The organism is Candidatus Pelagibacter communis (genome assembly GCF_001179845.1).
Lineage (GTDB): Bacteria > Pseudomonadota > Alphaproteobacteria > Pelagibacterales > Pelagibacteraceae > Pelagibacter > Pelagibacter ubique_Q.
In genome coordinates, this window is the sequence record NZ_CVSB01000045.1 from 67,461 (window position 1) to 85,456 (window position 17,996).

General features: G+C 26.6%; 23 protein-coding genes, 1 tRNA gene and 1 rRNA gene. 11 read left to right on the forward strand and 14 right to left on the reverse strand.

What is annotated here, in order from left to right:
- Positions 1–19 precede the first annotated feature (19 nt).
- Together gmd and AMN81_RS04545 are read left to right on the forward strand one after the other, a co-directional pair.
- On the forward strand, positions 20–1,063 hold the full coding sequence (gene gmd, locus AMN81_RS04540; RefSeq protein WP_072090902.1) for a GDP-mannose 4,6-dehydratase: 1,044 nt from the start codon (positions 20–22) through the stop codon (positions 1,061–1,063).
- Positions 1,064–1,065: 2 nt separating this feature from the next.
- A complete protein-coding gene (locus tag AMN81_RS04545; RefSeq protein ID WP_072090903.1) occupies positions 1,066–2,010 on the forward strand; it encodes an NAD-dependent epimerase/dehydratase family protein in 945 nt (314 codons plus the stop codon).
- Positions 2,011–2,018: 8 nt separating this feature from the next.
- On the opposite strand, the gene AMN81_RS04550 is transcribed toward AMN81_RS04545, so the two are convergent.
- A complete protein-coding gene (locus tag AMN81_RS04550) occupies positions 2,019–2,699 on the reverse strand; it encodes a glycosyltransferase (protein ID WP_072090904.1) in 681 nt (226 codons plus the stop codon).
- A gap of 8 nt (positions 2,700–2,707) precedes the next feature.
- On the reverse strand, positions 2,708–3,961 hold the full coding sequence (locus AMN81_RS04555) for a hypothetical protein (protein ID WP_072090905.1): 1,254 nt from the start codon (positions 3,959–3,961) through the stop codon (positions 2,708–2,710).
- A gap of 182 nt (positions 3,962–4,143) precedes the next feature.
- Between AMN81_RS04555 and AMN81_RS04560 the strand changes: the two genes are divergently transcribed.
- The 9 genes from AMN81_RS04560 to AMN81_RS04600 all read left to right on the forward strand — a co-directional run bounded on the left by AMN81_RS04560 (position 4,144) and on the right by AMN81_RS04600 (position 9,793).
- Positions 4,144–4,920 (forward strand): glycosyltransferase family 2 protein, encoded by a 777-nt coding sequence (locus tag AMN81_RS04560; RefSeq protein WP_023854335.1) that lies wholly within the window; start codon positions 4,144–4,146, stop codon positions 4,918–4,920.
- A gap of 35 nt (positions 4,921–4,955) precedes the next feature.
- Positions 4,956–5,840 carry an NAD-dependent epimerase/dehydratase family protein gene (locus AMN81_RS04565; protein WP_072090906.1) on the forward strand — a complete coding sequence of 295 codons (885 nt, stop codon included), beginning with the start codon at positions 4,956–4,958 and terminating at the stop codon, positions 5,838–5,840.
- A 63-nt stretch (positions 5,841–5,903) separates the two neighbouring features.
- Positions 5,904–6,018 (forward strand): 5S ribosomal RNA (gene rrf, locus AMN81_RS04570).
- 13 nt (positions 6,019–6,031) lie between these two features.
- Positions 6,032–6,157, forward strand: coding sequence for a type B 50S ribosomal protein L36 (ykgO, locus tag AMN81_RS04575; RefSeq protein WP_008545413.1), 126 nt, complete (start codon positions 6,032–6,034; stop codon positions 6,155–6,157).
- Between the two features lie 5 nt (positions 6,158–6,162).
- Positions 6,163–6,273, forward strand: coding sequence for an aa3-type cytochrome c oxidase subunit IV (locus AMN81_RS04580; protein WP_072090907.1), 111 nt, complete (start codon positions 6,163–6,165; stop codon positions 6,271–6,273).
- A 9-nt stretch (positions 6,274–6,282) separates the two neighbouring features.
- Complete coding sequence (locus tag AMN81_RS04585) at positions 6,283–7,371, forward strand: Re/Si-specific NAD(P)(+) transhydrogenase subunit alpha (RefSeq protein WP_072090908.1); 1,089 nt, start codon at positions 6,283–6,285, stop codon at positions 7,369–7,371.
- Between the two features lie 3 nt (positions 7,372–7,374).
- Positions 7,375–7,683, forward strand: coding sequence for a proton-translocating transhydrogenase family protein (locus tag AMN81_RS04590; RefSeq protein WP_023854332.1), 309 nt, complete (start codon positions 7,375–7,377; stop codon positions 7,681–7,683).
- Between the two features lie 2 nt (positions 7,684–7,685).
- Positions 7,686–9,083, forward strand: coding sequence for an NAD(P)(+) transhydrogenase (Re/Si-specific) subunit beta (locus AMN81_RS04595; protein ID WP_179850568.1), 1,398 nt, complete (start codon positions 7,686–7,688; stop codon positions 9,081–9,083).
- Between the two features lie 8 nt (positions 9,084–9,091).
- Positions 9,092–9,793, forward strand: a complete 702-nt coding sequence (locus AMN81_RS04600) for a transaldolase family protein (protein WP_023854330.1) — start codon at positions 9,092–9,094, stop codon at positions 9,791–9,793.
- Here AMN81_RS04600 and AMN81_RS04605 read toward each other — a convergent pair.
- From AMN81_RS04605 to gap, 12 genes are all read right to left on the reverse strand, one after another.
- Positions 9,780–10,904: a glycosyltransferase gene (locus AMN81_RS04605; RefSeq protein WP_023854329.1), complete on the reverse strand. Its 1,125-nt coding sequence runs from the start codon at positions 10,902–10,904 to the stop codon at positions 9,780–9,782. The two genes, AMN81_RS04600 and AMN81_RS04605, sit on opposite strands and share 14 nt — an antisense overlap.
- Complete coding sequence (locus AMN81_RS04610) at positions 10,901–11,704, reverse strand: FkbM family methyltransferase (RefSeq protein ID WP_072090909.1); 804 nt, start codon at positions 11,702–11,704, stop codon at positions 10,901–10,903. The genes AMN81_RS04605 and AMN81_RS04610 overlap by 4 nt, the downstream gene beginning before the upstream one ends.
- A gap of 5 nt (positions 11,705–11,709) precedes the next feature.
- Positions 11,710–11,786: transfer RNA gene (locus AMN81_RS04615), tRNA-Met, on the reverse strand.
- 6 nt (positions 11,787–11,792) lie between these two features.
- Positions 11,793–11,987, reverse strand: coding sequence for a 30S ribosomal protein S21 (rpsU, locus tag AMN81_RS04620; RefSeq protein WP_008544401.1), 195 nt, complete (start codon positions 11,985–11,987; stop codon positions 11,793–11,795).
- A 68-nt stretch (positions 11,988–12,055) separates the two neighbouring features.
- Entirely contained in the window at positions 12,056–12,631 is a 576-nt protein-coding gene (locus AMN81_RS04625) for a cell cycle transcriptional regulator TrcR (protein ID WP_023854326.1), read from the reverse strand.
- Positions 12,632–12,862, reverse strand: a complete 231-nt coding sequence (gene rpmE, locus AMN81_RS04630) for a 50S ribosomal protein L31 (protein WP_023854325.1) — start codon at positions 12,860–12,862, stop codon at positions 12,632–12,634.
- A gap of 35 nt (positions 12,863–12,897) precedes the next feature.
- Positions 12,898–13,638 (reverse strand): inositol monophosphatase family protein, encoded by a 741-nt coding sequence (locus tag AMN81_RS04635; protein WP_072090910.1) that lies wholly within the window; start codon positions 13,636–13,638, stop codon positions 12,898–12,900.
- Between the two features lies 1 nt (position 13,639).
- Positions 13,640–14,200: an elongation factor P gene (gene efp / locus AMN81_RS04640; RefSeq protein ID WP_023854323.1), complete on the reverse strand. Its 561-nt coding sequence runs from the start codon at positions 14,198–14,200 to the stop codon at positions 13,640–13,642.
- On the reverse strand, positions 14,197–14,811 hold the full coding sequence (thiE, locus tag AMN81_RS04645; protein WP_072090911.1) for a thiamine phosphate synthase: 615 nt from the start codon (positions 14,809–14,811) through the stop codon (positions 14,197–14,199). The genes efp and thiE overlap by 4 nt, the downstream gene beginning before the upstream one ends.
- Positions 14,798–15,808, reverse strand: coding sequence for a class I fructose-bisphosphate aldolase (locus AMN81_RS04650; RefSeq protein WP_072090912.1), 1,011 nt, complete (start codon positions 15,806–15,808; stop codon positions 14,798–14,800). Before AMN81_RS04650 ends, thiE begins: the two co-directional genes overlap by 14 nt.
- Before the next feature lies 1 nt (position 15,809).
- On the reverse strand, positions 15,810–16,988 hold the full coding sequence (locus AMN81_RS04655; protein ID WP_072090913.1) for a phosphoglycerate kinase: 1,179 nt from the start codon (positions 16,986–16,988) through the stop codon (positions 15,810–15,812).
- Complete coding sequence (gap, locus tag AMN81_RS04660; RefSeq protein WP_072090914.1) at positions 16,988–17,995, reverse strand: type I glyceraldehyde-3-phosphate dehydrogenase; 1,008 nt, start codon at positions 17,993–17,995, stop codon at positions 16,988–16,990. Before gap ends, AMN81_RS04655 begins: the two co-directional genes overlap by 1 nt.
- Position 17,996 lies beyond the last annotated feature (1 nt).

Below are 17,996 nucleotides of genomic sequence, written 5' to 3' on the forward strand. Positions count from 1 at the left end.
AAATAAAATATATTATAAAATGAATAAAAAAGCTCTTATAACAGGAATAACTGGCCAAGATGGTTCATATTTAGCTGAATATTTGTTAGATAAAGGTTATATAGTTCACGGAATTAAGAGAAAGTCTTCATCGTTCAATACAAGCAGGATAGATCACATATATAAAGATTCACATTTATCTTCTAATTTATTTCTACATTATGGAGATTTGACCGATGCAAGTAGCTTAGTAAATGTATTAAATAAAATTAAACCTAATGAGATATATAATTTAGCTGCTCAAAGTCACGTTGGACATTCATTTGAAATACCAGAGTATACTTCTGAGGTAACAGGCCTAGGCACTTTAAGAGTTTTAGAGGCAATGAGATTTTTAAATTTAAAAAAAACTAAATTTTATCAAGCTAGTACCTCAGAACTATTTGGACAAAAACCTAATAGATCAAACTCATTTAATGAAAATTCAATTATGATTCCTAAATCGCCTTATGGTGTTTCAAAACTTTATTCATATTGGATAACGAAAGTTTATAGAGAAGCATATAATTTTTATGCCTGTAATGGAATTTTATTCAATCATGAAAGTCCTAGGAGAGGCGAAACTTTTGTTACGAGAAAAATTACAATGTTTTTTGCTAAAAAAATATTAGGATCTAAAGAAATTTTATATTTAGGAAATTTAAATGCAAAGAGAGACTGGGGTCACGCAAAAGATTATACAGAGATGCAATGGAAAATTTTACAACAATCAAAACCTGATGATTATGTAATTGCTACTGGCAAAACAACAAGCATAAGAGAATTTGTTAATTTATGCTGTAAGTATCTGAAATTAAAGATTTTATGGAGTGGAAAAGGAATTAAAGAAAAAGCATACTTAATTAAAAATGGTAAAAAGGAACTGATTATTAAAATTGATAAAAAGTATTATAGACCTTTAGAAATAGATTATTTAAAAGGTAATCCAAAAAAGGCTTTAAAAAAATTAAATTATAAATTGAAACATAGTTTAAAAGATTTAGTGAAAGAGATGATTGACTCTGATATTAAACTGCTGAAATAAAAGTGAAGAAATCTGATAATATTTTTATTGCTGGTCACAAGGGCCTTGTGGGAAATGCGGTTTATAAATTACTGCAAAGAAAAGGTTTTAAAAATTTAATTACTATCGATAAAAAAAAAATTGACTTGAGAAACTCAACTTTAGTAGACAATTTTTTCAAAAACAAGAATATTGATTATATGGTAATGGCTGCTGCAAAAGCAGGAGGTATAATTGCTAATAGTTCAAATCAAAAAGATTTTTTTTTAGACAATATAGAAATCCAAAATTCATTACTTAAACTTGCATTAAAAAAAAAAATAAAAAGAACAATATATTTAGGTACCTCTTGTATTTATCCAAAATTTTCTAAAGTACCTATAAAAGAAGAAAGCTTATTAGCTGGTAATTTAGAAAAAACTAATCAGTGTTATGCTATTGCAAAAATAGCTGGTATTAAGTTATGTGAAGCTTTGTTTGAAGATTATAATTTAGATATAGTATGCTTAATGCCAACCAATGTTTATGGAGACAATGATAATTTTAACAAAGTTACTGGCCATGTAATTCCAGCTATAATATCTAAAATCGAGGAAGCAAAAAAATCTAACAAAAAAAGCGTTAAACTACTTGGCACAGGCAAACCATTAAGAGAATTTATACACACCGAGGATTTGGCTGAATCAATTGTAAAATGTTTATTTATAAGTAAAAAAGTTTTAAAAAAAAAATATAAATTTAAGCTTCCAGTGATAAATGTTGGCACAAATGACGAAATATCAATTAAAAATTTATCAAAATTAATTGCAAAGTTTGCAAGATATAAAGGTAAGATAGAATTTGACCATAAATCTCCAGATGGAACTTATAGAAAAGGACTTAATTCAAGTAAAATGAGAGATCTTGGTTGGTATCCACGAATTAAACTAAAGGATGGTTTAAAAAAAGTTATTGAAAAAAGGTTATAAGTTATCGTCTACTTTTTTTGAAAAACCTTAAAATAAAAAAATAATTTTAGCATTTCAATTAAAATCAGAAAGCCATCTCTAAAAGCATTTACCTTTTTTTTTCCAGCTATTCTTTTTTTTTCATATGAAGGTAAGCACTTATATTTCATCAAGGATATTTGCATTTTAATTGGTAATTCAACACAAAATCTAAAATCATTAGATTTAATTTGTAAAGATTTAAAAGAAGATGTTCTTCCCATAAGATATGTATATAAAATATCACTTATTTTTAGGGAAAATAATATATTGCCAAGTTTAGAAAAAAACTTATTTCCAATATAAGTTATTATTGTATCGTCTTCACTACCTGCTCCAGTTTCGTATCTTGTAGTATAAACAAAGTCATTTTCCTTAAGTAGCTCATACATTTTAAACAGATCCATATGTTCAAATGATCCATCAGCATTAAAAATACAAAAATACTTTGTTTTGCAGTCATTAATAGCTTCCTTTAGTGAGTTACCATACCCCTTTCCTGATTGATAGAATATTTCAATATTTTTATCATTAATAGAATCTATTGTTGCTTGATCATCAGTTTGAAGAGAAACTTTGATCTTACAAGTTAAATTTTTTAAACTATCAAGTACTTGAGGCAAAGAATCACTTTCATCTTTAGCTGGAATAATTAAAGTAAGATCATTCATTATTGTTATTAAACTAATATATTTCTTATCATAATATTTGATATTAGATAAATAGAAAAATACAAATAGCTTATATTTAAAGTTTTTAAATTTAAATTATTTTGATTAATAGCACCTTTAAACAATAATACTAATAAAAATAGAATTGTAGGACTGAAATTTGCTTGCCATAAAGTTAATTGTGGATGAGAAAAAATTAAACATAAAAAAAGTATAAAATTTGAGGAGTTTAATTTAAAAATTTCTAATAGGTAAAGATATGTAAAATAACTTAGAATAAATAGAAGAATATTATTCTTAAATAGTAAATTTGAAAGGTTATAAAAAAAGCCACCACCAGAGTTTGTATATTCATATGATAATGAAAAATCAAAAAAGTAAATTATTATCAAAAAAATTAAGCTGGTAAAAATAAATTTAAAAGTTAATTTTGAAAAATCAAATTTAACTTTATTTAAATTTATCAATATAAAAGGAAATAAATAAAATAAGAATATTGAAATAATCAGTATTATTTTATTTGACAAATTTTCTAAAGAAAAAGAATTATAACTCAAATCATGAATATTATTATTAAAAATAAAGTTTACATCTAGATAAAACAAATAAAGAAAAAAAGGTAAGGATAAAATTGTATTAAGTAAGGAAATTATTAATATTTTTTTACTAAATGGAAATTTTTTTGAAAATTGCATATAAAAATAAATTACAAAAACCCCAAAATTGGGGCTACTGTAAGCCGCAAGAGCTAAAAAAAAAGTATTTAAAAGAGCATTTTTAAAAGGTCTTACATTTGTTGTAAATTTTAAGTAATAAAATATTGCAATAATAAAAAACAGAATGCCTAGAAGATGGGGATCAGTCCAAATAGAATATGATCTAAATGTTGGAAATAGTAATATGATTGACGCTAATAATTTTAGATTATCTTTTGAAACGTCTCTAAATTTTATTTTAAGACATTTATAAAAATAGATGGGAATTAATAAGTAGACGTGTAAGAAAAATATTCTTCTCCCTAGTTCTCCAAAGTCAAATACAATTGAACCTAATATATATAAAAATGGTGATTGTCTATGACCCAAATCATTATAATTTAATAAATTGAATAAAAAGTCATTATGAAATTTTTCATTAAGATACTTAAGAGCCTGATAATCAGTAAATGCAGCACCTAAAGAGTCTTCTCCATAATAGAATCCAGCTATTAACGAAAAATATAATAATAATATAAAAATAAATATTTTTTTTTTTAGTATCATTTATAAAATTTATAAATCAAAAAAAAAATATTAATAGAATATTTATCGATGGTAATTGATTAATGTTGTTTTTAAAAATATATAGTTGTTTAGTTAATTTTATTTATTTTGATGAAAGAACAAATAGATATTTAAAAGCAAAAGATAATAACAATTAATAATGATTTGAAAAACTTTGTCTGATGAAAAAAAATTTTGTTTCAATTTTAATTACAAATTTTAATAAAGGTAAATATTTAGAAAAAACGATTAATTCTTGCTTAATTCAAGAGTATAAAAATAAAGAAATATTAGTTTTTGATGATTGTTCTACAGATAATTCGTTGAAAATTTTGAAAAAATTTAAAAACATTACAGTAGTAAAAAATAAAATTAAAAAATTTAAAAGCTCTCCTCTCAATCAAATTCATGGTGTATGTCAACTTTTCAAAATATCAAAAGGAAATCTTATTTTTTTACTAGATAGCGATGATCAATTTAAAAAAAATAAGATAATTGAGATTAACAAAATTTTTCAACGAAATGAAAAAATAAATTTCATTCAAGATACTCCATTTGAATCTTTTAAAAAAAAAAAAAAATTATTAAAAAAAAAACAACATTTTTTTTCAATTTGGCCAAGTTTTTATCCTACTAGCTGTATTGTATTTAGAAGAAATCTTTTTGTTAATTTTTTAAAAGTTATAGAAAAAAATAAATTTTCTAATCTTGAAATTGACGCAAGATTATCAATTTATGCTCATATAAAAAAACAATTTTTTATTACAAAAAAATGTTTAACCATTTATAATTTTGATGAAACTGGAATTTCATCAAAATACAAAAAGTTTAGTAAATATTGGTGGAAAAAAAGAAACGAAGCCTTTACTTACATGATATTTTTGATGAAAAAATTTAATATTAAATTATATCTTGGTCCAGATTATTATTTAACAAAAATAATTAATTTATTCATATAAATATATGTTACAAAACTAAAAACTAAAAAAATAATTTGAAAAATATAATTGTAATTACCGGTGGTGCAGGGTTTGTTGGATCAAATTTAATTGAATATTTCGTAAATAAAACAAATTATAAAATAATAAGTATAGATAATTATTCTTCTGGTAGTAAAAAAAATCACATCCTAAATAAAAGAATAAAATATATTAATGGTCACACTAAAGAAATTAATAAAATTTTAAATCTTTATAAAAAAAATATTAAAACCATCTTCCATTTTGGTGAATTTTCAAGAATTTATCAAAGCTTTTTGCATATGAATAAATGTATACAGTCTAATACAATAGGTTCTGTTGCAGTATTCAATTTTTGTTTAGAAAATAAAATTAAATTAATATATTCAGCTACTTCTGCTTCTCTAGGTAATTCTGGGAGAGATAAAAACTTATCTCCATATGCATTTACTAAGTCTAAAAATATAGAATTTCTAGAGAATTTAAAAAAATGGTTTAAATTCAAATATGAAGTAATTTTTTTTTACAATGTTTATGGCCCTAGACAAATTACCACCGGAAACATGGCAACCGTAATTGGCATATTTGAAGATTGCTTCATTAAAGGTAAAGCACTACCTGTTGTCAAGCCTGGTACTCAGTCTAGAAGATTTACTCATATAAAAGATACAGTTGAAGTATGCTTTAAAGCCTGGAAAGCTAATAAGTGTAGATATTATAGCATTTCTAATAATACTAGTTTGACAATAATAGAAGTGGCAAAGTTGTTTAACTCTAAAATAAAATACTTGTCTCCAAGAAAAGGTGAAAGATATGCGTCTGCCTTATCAGGAATGAGCTTGAACAACAAAGTTTATAAAAACTTAGGAAAGATCCAATTGAAGGATTACATTTTTGAATTCCTTAAAAAACACACTTAATTTCTAACTAAATTTACTATAAATCCTTATTTACAAGTAAATTTAATAATGTATAAAACTATCGCCGGTGATTATTGCGTAGGTGTTATACCCGATCCCATATCGAACTCGGTAGTCAAGCCCTACAGCGCCAATGGTACTTTGTCTTAAGGCATGGAAGAGTAGGACGTTGCCGGCATTAAAACATAATTATGAAAATTAAAAGCTCATTAAAATCAATAAAAAAAAGAGATCTCAATTCTAAACTTGTTAGAAGAAGAGGCAGAGTTTACGTAATAAATAAAACTAATCCAAAATTTAAAGCAAGACAAAAGTAATTTTTATGGATAACAAAAACCATAAAGATACCTGGAACAATTTTACAAAATTTGTGTTGTGGGGAACTGTCGCTGTTATATGTGTTTTGGTATTAATGGCAATATTTCTTTTGTAAGGTTTCCGAATGAGAATTGGATCTATATTAGAAAATCAAAATCTTGAAAAGAGAATTGCCATAACACCTGAGTTAGTAAAAAAATATACTTCTCTTGGTTTTGAAGTAAATTTAATTGAAAATTATGGTTCTCATCTTGGTATAAAAGATGAGCAATTCAAAGATATGGGTGTTAAAATTTCAAAAGATGAATCAGAAGTTTTAAATGTTTCTGACATAATTGTTCAGCTTGGAATGTTGTCTGATGATAAAATTTCTAAAATTAAAGAAGATCAAACATTAATTGGAGTTTTAAACCCTTACAAAAATAAAGAGCAATTAGAAAACTTAGCCAAAAAAAAAATCAATCTTTTTTCTCTTGAATTACTTCCAAGAATTACTAGGGCTCAATCAATGGATATATTGTCTTCACAAGCGAACCTTGCTGGTTATAAAGCAGTTATAGAGTCTTTTGCCAATTTTGAAAAAGCTATACCAATGATGATGACGGCAGCAGGCACTGTCCCCGCCGCAAAGGTTTTAGTGGTTGGCGCAGGTGTTGCAGGGTTACAAGCAATTGCTACGGCGAAAAGAATGGGTGCGATAGTTTTTGCTACGGATGTAAGAATGGCATCAAAAGAACAAGTTGAAAGTTTAGGTGGTAAATTTTTAACTGTAGAAGGTTCAGAGAATTTAGAAACTGAGGGAGGTTATGCAAAGGAAGCATCTGAAGATTTTAGACAAAAACAAGAAGAACTTTTATCTGAAACTTTAAAAAAAATTGATATAGTAATTTGTACAGCCCTAATACCAGGTAAAAAAGCTCCATTGATAATTAAAGATAAAATGATTGAGAATATGCAATCAGGATCAGTAATTTATGATCTCGCAGCAATTCAAGGGGGGAATACTGCATTTACAGAAGTGGATAAAATTATAGAAAAAAACGGAATAAAAATAATGGGTGAGAGTAATATTTTAAATAAGCTACCTGTTTCTGCTTCAAACTTATATGCCAAAAATGTCTTTAATTTTGTTGATAATTTAATCGACAAAGAGACTAAAAAAATAAATATTAATTTAGAAGATGAAATTATAGAAAAAACATTAATAAAGTAATTTATGGAAATAGATCCTTTAATATTTAGATTAAGTATATTTATCCTCTCAATATTTGTGGGATATTATGTTGTATGGAGTGTTACACCATCTTTACACACACCATTAATGTCAGTCACTAATGCAATTTCCTCTGTAATTATTGTTGGAGCTATCATTGCAGGTTTATCAGGAAATTCTGATAATGTATTCAATACTTCAAGTATATTTGGTTTTTTAGCTATAGCTTTAGCTGCAATTAACATTTTTGGTGGATTTCTTGTAACTCAAAGAATGTTGGCAATGTACAAGAAAAAGAAAAAAGGCAAATAATAATGATATCTGCAAACTTATCAGCAATTTTTTATTTAGCATCAGGTGTTTTGTTTATTCTTGCTCTCAGAGGCCTGTCTTCACCTGAAACATCTAGACAAGGTAATTTGTTTGGTATTTTAGGAATGATCATTGCTATAACAGTAACATTTTTATCAACAGGTAATTTTTCTACTGGATTTATATTTGTACTAATATTTATTTTAGCAGGTGGATCAATTGGTGCTTTTATTGCTTACAGAATACCAATGACAGCTATGCCAGAATTAGTAGCTGGTTTTCATAGTCTTGTTGGACTTGCTGCTGTATTTGTCGCAATTTCTGCTTTTTTAAATCCTGAAGCGTTTAATCTAGGTACTCCGGGAAATATAAAACTTGGTAGTTTAATCGAAATGTCAATTGGTGCTGCGGTTGGAGCTATAACTTTCTCTGGATCAGTAATTGCATTTTTAAAATTACAGGGAATAATGTCTGGATCTCCAATTACATTTAAAGGCCAACATCCATTAAATGCAATTATATTGATGTCAATAGTTGTTTTAATTTACTTATTATGTTCAACTCAATCGTCTAATTTATTTTGGATACTATTAGCTGTTTCATTTTTAATAGGTTTTCTTTTAATTATACCAATTGGTGGAGCAGATATGCCCGTTGTAATTTCTATGCTTAACTCGTATTCAGGTTGGGCTGCAGCAGGTATTGGGTTTACTTTAGAAAATACAGCATTAATTATTACAGGTGCACTTGTTGGATCATCAGGTGCAATTTTATCTTATATCATGTGTAAAGGAATGAATCGTTCTTTCTTTAATGTTATCTTGGGAGGATTTGGTGCAACAGAAGATGCCACAAGCAATTCTACCAAAGAACAAAGACCAGTTAAAAGTGGTAATGCAGATGACGCTGCTTTTTTAATGAAAAATGCTTCATCAGTCATAATTGTTCCTGGTTATGGAATGGCAGTTGCACAAGCTCAACATGCTTTAAGGGAAATGGTAGATACATTAAAGAAAAATGACATTAAAGTCTCTTATGCCATTCACCCTGTTGCTGGTAGAATGCCAGGGCACATGAATGTGTTATTAGCAGAAGCAAACGTGCCTTATGATGAGGTATTTGAATTAGAGGAAATAAATAACGATTTTGCAAATGCAGATGTTGCTTTTGTAATTGGAGCCAATGATGTGACTAACCCAGTTGCAAAAACCGATCCTCAAAGCCCAATTTATGGTATGCCTGTTCTTGATGTTGAAAAATGTAAATCTGTTTTATTTGTAAAAAGAAGTTTATCACCAGGCTATGCCGGTATTGATAATGATCTTTTTTATAAAGAAAATACCCTAATGTTGTTTGCTGATGCTAAAAAGATGACAGAGGATATTACAAAAAATCTATAGGTAATAATTTGAATACTAAAATATTTTGTGACATTGCAGAACTAGACAAAATTAAAAAATTTAATAAAAAAAAAATTGTTAAAGGTTTTACAACCAACCCAAGCCTAATGAGAAAAGCTGGAGCAAAAGATTACAAATTGTATTCAAAAAAAATTCTTGAAATTTGCAAGAATAAACCTGTATCATTTGAAGTATTTGCTGACGAATACAAAGAAATGAAAATTCAAGCAATGAAGATAAATACTTGGGGAAAAAATGTTTATGTAAAAGTCCCAGTTACAAATTCTAAAGGTAAATTTATGGGAAGAATTATCAAAGAATTGAATAATCAAAATATAAAAATTAATATTACAGCTGTTTATAATGCCAAACAAACAGAAAAAATTTTAAAGCTCATTAATAAAAAAACAAAAGTGATCATTTCTATTTTTGCCGGAAGAGCAGGTGACACTGGAAAAGATCCAGTTCCAGAATTTATAAAAAGTATTAAATTATCAAAAAAGTTTAAGAATGTTGAAATATTATGGGCAAGTGTTAGAGAGCCCTATAATTATTTACAAGCAAAACAACTAGGTTGTCATATAATTACAGTACCCCCAGTAATTATTGAAAAGATAGAAAATTTTGGAAAATCATTTGATCAATTGACAAGAGAAACAGTTAAAGCTTTCTTAGTCGATAGTAAAAAATCTAATTTTAATATTTACTAATTTTATTCAGATAAGCTAGATACTTAGGACATACGTCTTTATATAAAAAGCGGCTAATTTTTCTTTTCGAATATCTTACCATTGCCACACTATTTTTATAGTCAACTACAGCCTTTTTAATTTTTTTAGCTAATTCTTTATGATCTTTTACTTTGATTTGGTAGCCACCTTTTTTGCCAAGAAGAATTTCATTTGGCCCACTTTTACAATTAGTGTATATACATGGAACCTCATTATTTACTGCATCTATAAACACATTTCCAAGACCTTCGTATAGAGAGGTTAAAATAAATAATTTTGAAGTAAAAAAATATTTGTTAGTATTTTTTATCCAGCCTTTGAGTATAATTTTTTTATCACAATCTAACTTTTTAATTAACTGCTTAAGTTCCTCTTTTTCAGGACCGTCTCCAAGAATAATTAGTTTATAGCCAGGATTATCTTTTGAAAATATAGAGAAACCTCTTATTAGCGTCTCAAAATTTTTTTGTTTAACAAGTCTTCCAATTGATAGAATTAAATTTTTTTTTTTATAATTAGGCTTTTTTTTTATTTTAAGTAAATAAGGATTATAAATTGTTTTTATTTTATTTTTATTAATTAAAAATAATTTTAAAGATTTTCTTGATCCATGTGAGTTAGTTAATATCCCATCTGCAAAATTATAAATTATAAATCTTAAAAAAAAAACTATAATAGAAGAAATATAATTGTCGGCATATACTGTTGATGAAATAGGATCTTCTGAATTCCTAGCAACAATTTTAGTTTTATAAAATTTTGAAACCAATATAGAAACCATGCTACTTTGCATAGAAAAAACTACAGTATTTTCTCTTTTATTATTCTTTATAGTTTTAATTAATTTTTTTATTGAAAACAAAGAAGTAAGTAATCTATAGGGTAAGAAAGAGTTAGTAAATTTCGTATCTGTCTTTATTAATTTAAATTTTTTTTTATTAAGTCCAAGTCCTGTTGTATTTATTTTGTTTGAAATTAAACTAATTTTTATTCCTTTATTTGTAAAATATTTTACTAAATGTCTTAAATTTACTTCAATTCCACCTTTTTCCATTGAAGGGTAATATAAAATGACGTGAGTTAATTTCATTTCTTTTTAAAAACCATATTTATATTTGAATCTTTTAAATTTATTACTTTATCAAGTTTTATTAGTTTAAAATTAGGCAAAATTGTTTGTAATTTTTTTTTAGCATTATAATTATTTTCTGTTTCAATATACATTATTGAAATCTCATTATAAATTTGTGATTTCTTTATCTCTTTGATAACCTTAAGCTGATGACCCTCAACGTCAATTTTTACTATTAAATTATAAGGTTTAAATTTTTTATATATCATATTAAAAAATTTGTAATTTTTTGTGATTACTTTTTGACTTTTGTAATTTTTTTTATCTTTTTTATCTATCAGCCTTGAAACACCGCTATGATTTGTTTTAATACTTAAATCTGCAATTCCGTTAAAATTACTAATAGCTAAATTATAAAGAACGCAATTTTTTGAAGATAAATTTTTTTTCAATTTTTTAAAAATTAATTTAGAGGGTTCAACAGAAATAATTTTTTTACAATTTTTATTATTTTTAGCTATTAAAGAGAATATTCCAATATTTGCACCTATATCTAAAAAAAAAAAATCTTTTCTATATTCTTTAATTAATGAGTCGAAATAGTTTCCATATGCTCCACCACATGCAAACCTAAATGTTGCGTCTTTAAAATCAATATTATTTAATTTAACTGAATAGTAAGAATAACAGAAATCTCCTAAACTAAGATTTTTTATAAAAAAATTATAAAGAAATGTTTTTTTATAAAATATGATATCTACAATGTATTTTATAATTTTATGTAATAAAAAATTGAAGAAAATTTTAAATTTTTTCATTAATTTGGTTGCGGGGGACGGATTTGAACCGCCGACCTTCAGGTTATGAGCCTGACGAGCTACCAGACTGCTCCACCCCGCGTTATTTTTAAATTCTATTTTTAAGTTTGTTTAACTTTTTAACTCTTTTAATATTTTCTTGCAGAATTCTTTTTTTCTTCTCAGAAGGTTTTTCATAAGTATTTTTTAGTTTAATAACTTTAAAAAAACCATCTCTCTGGAGTTTTCTTTTTAAAACTCTTAAAGCTTGTTCAATATTATTATCTTTTACTTCTATTTTAATAACTACCTCCAAAAAAGTGGTTAATTAGCACTTTTATAAATTTATGTCTATTTATTTTATTCATTGTACTAGTTGGATATTAGTTTTTTTTGTTTTTCTTTTTCTTTTTTTTCTCTTTTAATTCTTCTTTCTGCCTTCTCTAATGCTTCAAGCAAATCTTTTTGACTAAATAAGTTTAGAGCAACAGGGTCTTTTGGATTTAAATTATTATAATTCCAATAACTTTTGTTTCTAATTGAGGTAACAGAATTTTTTGTTACACCAACTAATTTTGCAATTTGAGAGTCTTTAAGCATACTATGTTGTCTAATTAGCCATAAAGCTGAGTCAGGTTTATCTTGCCTTTTAGAGAGAGGAATATATTTTTTAATTTTTTTTTCTGTATTAGAGATTTCTATATCTGAACTTTTAATTTGAAGAGCTCTATTTTCATCTTTGGAAGATAACTCAATTTCTTCTCTAGATAATTGTCCTGAGATAATTGGATTATAGGCTTTAATTCCTTTTGCAACTTCTCCATCAGCAATCCCCTGAATTTCTACTTCATGAAGATTACAGAAATCTGCAATTTGTTTAAAAGTCAAAGTAGTATTTTCTACAAGCCAAACAGCAGTAGCCATTGGCATTAAAGGAGTATTTGACATCTAATTTTTCTTATCTGATTTGAAGTTTTGAAATTTTTTATTAAATTTACTTATTCTACCTTTATCCATTAACTTTTGCTTTCCACCAGTCCAGGCCGCATGTGATTTAGGGTCTATCTCTAATTTTAATATATCTCCTTCAGCACCCCAAGTTGATTTAGTTTCAAACTGAGTACCATCAGTCATTTCAACTTTAATAGTGTGGTAGTTTGGATGTATGTCTTTTTTCATATCGAGACTTATAGCAAAAGAAACCTAGAACACAATTAAAAGTTCTTTAATTTTTCAAGCATTTTATCATTAATTGCACTACTTGATGCTCGAATATCTATATTGTTCTGATCGAATTTATCTAAATCATTAACTATTCCACCTGCCTCCTCTACACACAAGGCTCCTGCTGCCACGTCCCAAATATTAATTTTATTATGAAAAAAACCATCTAATCTTCCTGAAGCTACATAAGCCAAGTCTAAAGCCGCACATCCGCTGTATCTCATATTTAAATTGCTGAATTTGACTCCTTCATGGTTACTTGAAAACAAACATTCATCAATTAAATTTTTGTTTGATACTCGTAATCTTTGATTGTTTAGATATGCTCCTTTGTTTTTTTCTGCATAAAACATTTCATCTTTAATAGGATCATAAATCAAACCACTAATTATTTCTTTTTTAGATTCAAGAGCTAAACAAATTGCAAAATGAGGAATACCATGTAGAAAATTTGTTGTACCATCTATTGGATCAATAATCCAAATATTATCTTTATCTTTGTTTTCAATTGAACCAATTTCTTCTGATAAAAAAGAATAATTTTTTTTTGTTTTAGAAAGTTCTTCAATTAGAATTTTTTCTACATGTTTATCAGTTTTTGTAACAAAATCTCGGGGTCCTTTTTTAGATACCTGTAGTTTCTCAACTTCTCCAAAATCTCTTATTACAGACTTTGAGGCTTTTTCAGCTGCTTTGATCATAATATTTAAATTTGAAGATATAGAGATCATTTTAGATTTTTTTAATGTATTCTAAATTTCTAGTATCAACTATGATTTCATCGCCTGCTTCAATAAAAGGAGGAACTTGAATATTTAAACCATTATCAAGAGTTGCTGGTTTGTAAGATGATGACACAGTTTGTCCTTTAAGAGCTGCATCAGTAGTTTCAATTTTACACTGTACTTGGTTAGGTAATTCAATAGATAGTGGGTTTTCGTTATAAAAACTTACAGAAACTTCTAAGTTTTCAGTTAAAAGTTTACCTTTCTCACCTACAGTTTCTTTTTTTATTTCTATTTGTTCAAATGTTTTTGGATCCATAAAAAAATAATTTGTTTCATCACTATATAGATAATTGTAAGTCTTTTCCTCCAGTGACGCTTTTTCTACCGTTTCACTTGATCTAAATCTTTCATTTAATTTTGTATTTTTATTTAAGCTTTTCATTTCAACTTGAGCAAAAGCGCCACCTTTTCCTGGTTTTACATGTTGAGTTTTCAAAACTTGCCATAAATCATTTTTATATTCTAAGAGCATTCCAACTCTTATTTCTCCAGCATTAATTTTCATTTTAATCTTTCTATAGCTTGTAACGGTTTATATATTTTATTTTTCCAAATGTAGCCTGAAATAGCTAAAAAATTTGCATTATTCAATAATAGATTTTTATAATTAACAGCATTAATTCCACCAATAGCTACAGTTGGTATTTTTGTAAATTTTTTAACTTGATTTAAAATTTTTATAGAGGCTACATGCTTAGTTTTTTTAGTTTTAGATTCATTAAAAGCGCCAAAAGCAATGTAATCAGCTTTAGCTTTAATTGCTTTTTTTGCTAAATTCATAGAATTATTACAAGTAATTCCTATAATTTTTTTACCAAGTATTTTTTTTGCAATTTTAATATTCATATCTTTTTGACCCAGATGGCAACCATCTGCGTTTAATTTTAAAGCAAGTAAAGGATCATCGTTAATTATAAATTTTACTTTATTTTTTTTACAAATATTCTTAATTTTTTTTCCAATTATAATTTTCTTTTTAAGAGAATGATTTTTAAGTCTAAGTTGAAAAAAACTTACTTTTCCAGTTTTTAAAACTAATTTTAAATTTTTATAGAAAGAATTAGGAATTTTGTTAGGAGAAATAAGATAAATAAATTTTTTTTTAATTATTTTCAAGCTCACTAGACCATTTTCCTTGAGCAGCTAAAGTACACATTTTAGCCCTATGATTAAAAGTAGTTTGAGCTGCCTCTACATTTTTAATATCATTAGACCAAACTTTTAAAGCACTTTGTTGAAGAGCTCTTCCATATGAATAGGTCATTATAAAATTGGTATTGTTGTTTTTATTTATTAAATTTAAATTTTCTGTAGCTTCAATTTCAGATTGCCCTCCAGATAAAAAAGCTATTCCAGGAACTTCATTAGGTACACAATTTTTAAGGCATTCCAATGTTTTGATAGAAACTTCTTCACTAGTAATTTTATTTTCTAATAGGTTGCCAGACAAAATCATATTTGGTTTTAAAATAATTCCCGATAAATCAACTTTGTGTAAAATTAGTTCCTCAAAACATTTTTTGATTACTTCTGATGTTTTATTAAAACAAACTTCTGCAGAATGGTTTCCATCCATTAATACCTCGGGTTCTACTATCGGAACCATTCCATTTTCCTGAACTAGTGCAGAGTATCTAGCAAGTGCATGAGCATTACTACTTATTGCCAGTTTGCTTGGATAATTTTCACCAATAGAATAGACACCTCTCCATTTTGTAAATCTTGCTCCAAGATCATAATATATTTTTAATCTATCTCTAAGGCCATCTAATCCTTCTGTGACTTTTTCTTTAGGAGAATTTGCTAAATCTTTTGCGCCAGTATCAACTTTAATTCCAGGAACTGCACCTGAACTAGATATTAAATTTGGTATTGATTTTCCTGTACTTGAAATTTGATTGATGGTTTCATCGTAAAGAATAACACCACCTATATAATCCTTCATTCCATCTGATGAAAAAAGAATTTCTCTGAAGGAAAGTCTGTTTTCTGGAGTTGATTTGACATTTACTGCTTCAAGTCTTTTAGTCATAGTTCCATTGCTCTCATCAGCCGCTAGTATACCTTTGCCGTTGGAAATTATTTTAAGTGCAATATTATTTAATTCAGACATTTTAATTTAATGCGGTTATACCAGGAAGGTTTTTACCTTCAAGATATTCTAAAAATGCTCCACCTGCAGTTGAAACAAAATTAAACTCATTAACAGCTTTTAAATTATTTAATAAAGAAACTGTGTCTCCACCACCAGCAACTGAAAAAATTTTGTTTGCTTTATTGTTTTCAACTATTTTTTTTGCTATTTGAATACTTCCATAAGCAAAATTTGGATTTTCAAAATATCCTGCGGGTCCATTCCAAAGTATAGTTTTACTATCATCAATAATATTTGTTATTTTTTCTATAGTTTTTGGACCTATATCTAATATCATTTCATCAGATAATATTTTACTCAATTCTTGCTTTTGAGGAGACCCATTTAAATCTTTAGATACAATTACATCTTCTGGATAGATTATTTTACATTTTTCTTTTTTTGATAGAGAGATGATTTCTTCTACTATTTTATCGCAATTTTTTTCTTTAATAGATTTGCCAACACTATTTCCAAAATATTCTATAAAATTATTAGCCATACCCCCAACAATTATAATATTATCAAATTTAGGAATTAAATTTTTAATAACATTAATCTTAGTTGAAATTTTAGACCCACCAATAATACAAGTAATCGGTCTGGTAATTTCAGAAGTTATCTTATTAAGTGCATTCACTTCTAAGTCTAGCTGCAACCCAGAAAATGAGGGTAAGAATTTTGGAATTTCACAAATTGAGGCATGAGCTCTATGCGAACAAGAAAAAGCATCATTTACATATATATCTCCAAGACTCGATAGATGTTCTGCAAACTTATTATCATTTTGCTCTTCTTCAGAATAAAATCTAATATTTTCTAAAATAAAAATATCCTCATTATACTCATTTAAGAAATCTTTACTTTTTAATTCTTTAATATTTTCAGTAATAAGTTTTACTTTTTTTTTTAATTTATTTTGTAATTCTGTACGAATTGGTTCCAGAGAAAGCTCTATATCTGTTTTACCTTTTGGTCTTCCAACATGAGATAAAATTATAATTTTAGCTTTTTCTTTAATCAAAAAATTTAATGTAGGAAGAATTTTATCAATTCTTGTTGTGTCTGTTATTTTTCCTCTATTTATAGGAACATTTAAATCTAGTCTTAATAATATTTTTTTATTGATAAGATTTTTTTCATTTATAATACTTCTCATTAAGAGATTTTATGCAAAGTTTCAGCGATATCACACATTCGATTAGAAAAGCCCCATTCATTATCATACCATGCTGATATTTTACCCATATTACCTCCAACCACATTTGTTAAAGAAGCATCTACTATTGCAGAAGCAGGATGATGATTAAAATCTATAGATACTAATTTTTCATGAGTAACTTCTAAGATATTTTTTAATTTATTTTTTGATGCTTCTTCAAAGGCATCATTAATTTTTTTTATACTAATATCTTTTTTTGTACAAAAAACTAATTCAACCAGAGAAACATTAGGAGTAGGCACTCTCATCGCAACACCTTCCAGTTTCCCTTTGAGGTTTGGTATTATTTCTCCTATTGCTTTCGAAGCTCCTGTTGAGGTAGGAACTATCGATTGACTGGCAGATCTTGCTCTTCTTGGATCCTTGTGAGAATTATCTAAAATTCTTTGATCACTAGTAAATGCATGAATAGTAGTCATAAAACCTTTTTCGATTTCAAAACTTTCATCAAGAACGCTGGTTACTGGTGCTAGACAATTTGTAGTGCATGATGCAGCAGATATTATTTTATCTTCTTTAGTAATTATATTTTCATTAACACCAAATACTATTGTTTTATCAGCATTTTTACATGGAGCAGAAACGATCACTTTTTTTGCACCATTTTCTATATGAGGAAAGAGTTTTTCTTTCGAATTAAATTTTCCAGTACATTCGAAAACATAATCAACATCATGTTTTTTCCAATTTATGTCTTCAATTTTTGTTTCTTGAGAAAATGTAATTTTATTTTTATTAATTATTAAATGATTTAGATCAAAATCTAAATCAGCATTTAATTTTCCATGTACAGAATCATATTTGATTAATTTAGATGTAGTTTCCGAATTTGACCTGTTGTTTATATGATTAATTTTTAATTTTTTATTTTTACTTTCGACAATTGATCTAACAACCATACGACCAATCCGTCCCATTCCATTAATTCCAATTTTAATTGTCATT

Coding starts and splice junctions, on each gene's coding strand:
- gmd (WP_072090902.1), top strand. CDS start 20: ATGAATAAAAAAGCTCTTATAACAGGAATAACTGGCCAAGATGGTTCA.
- AMN81_RS04550 (WP_072090904.1), bottom strand. CDS start 2,699: ATGAATGATCTTACTTTAATTATTCCAGCTAAAGATGAAAGTGATTCT.
- AMN81_RS04555 (WP_072090905.1), bottom strand. CDS start 3,961: ATGATACTAAAAAAAAAAATATTTATTTTTATATTATTATTATATTTT.
- AMN81_RS04560 (WP_023854335.1), top strand. CDS start 4,144: ATGAAAAAAAATTTTGTTTCAATTTTAATTACAAATTTTAATAAAGGT.
- ykgO (WP_008545413.1), top strand. CDS start 6,032: ATGAAAATTAAAAGCTCATTAAAATCAATAAAAAAAAGAGATCTCAAT.
- AMN81_RS04580 (WP_072090907.1), top strand. CDS start 6,163: ATGGATAACAAAAACCATAAAGATACCTGGAACAATTTTACAAAATTT.
- AMN81_RS04585 (WP_072090908.1), top strand. CDS start 6,283: ATGAGAATTGGATCTATATTAGAAAATCAAAATCTTGAAAAGAGAATT.
- AMN81_RS04590 (WP_023854332.1), top strand. CDS start 7,375: ATGGAAATAGATCCTTTAATATTTAGATTAAGTATATTTATCCTCTCA.
- AMN81_RS04595 (WP_179850568.1), top strand. CDS start 7,686: ATGATATCTGCAAACTTATCAGCAATTTTTTATTTAGCATCAGGTGTT.
- AMN81_RS04605 (WP_023854329.1), bottom strand. CDS start 10,904: ATGAAATTAACTCACGTCATTTTATATTACCCTTCAATGGAAAAAGGT.
- AMN81_RS04610 (WP_072090909.1), bottom strand. CDS start 11,704: ATGAAAAAATTTAAAATTTTCTTCAATTTTTTATTACATAAAATTATA.
- AMN81_RS04625 (WP_023854326.1), bottom strand. CDS start 12,631: ATGTCAAATACTCCTTTAATGCCAATGGCTACTGCTGTTTGGCTTGTA.
- rpmE (WP_023854325.1), bottom strand. CDS start 12,862: ATGAAAAAAGACATACATCCAAACTACCACACTATTAAAGTTGAAATG.
- AMN81_RS04635 (WP_072090910.1), bottom strand. CDS start 13,638: ATGATCTCTATATCTTCAAATTTAAATATTATGATCAAAGCAGCTGAA.
- efp (WP_023854323.1), bottom strand. CDS start 14,200: ATGAAAATTAATGCTGGAGAAATAAGAGTTGGAATGCTCTTAGAATAT.
- AMN81_RS04650 (WP_072090912.1), bottom strand. CDS start 15,808: ATGTCTGAATTAAATAATATTGCACTTAAAATAATTTCCAACGGCAAA.
- AMN81_RS04655 (WP_072090913.1), bottom strand. CDS start 16,988: ATGAGAAGTATTATAAATGAAAAAAATCTTATCAATAAAAAAATATTA.
- gap (WP_072090914.1), bottom strand. CDS start 17,995: ATGACAATTAAAATTGGAATTAATGGAATGGGACGGATTGGTCGTATG.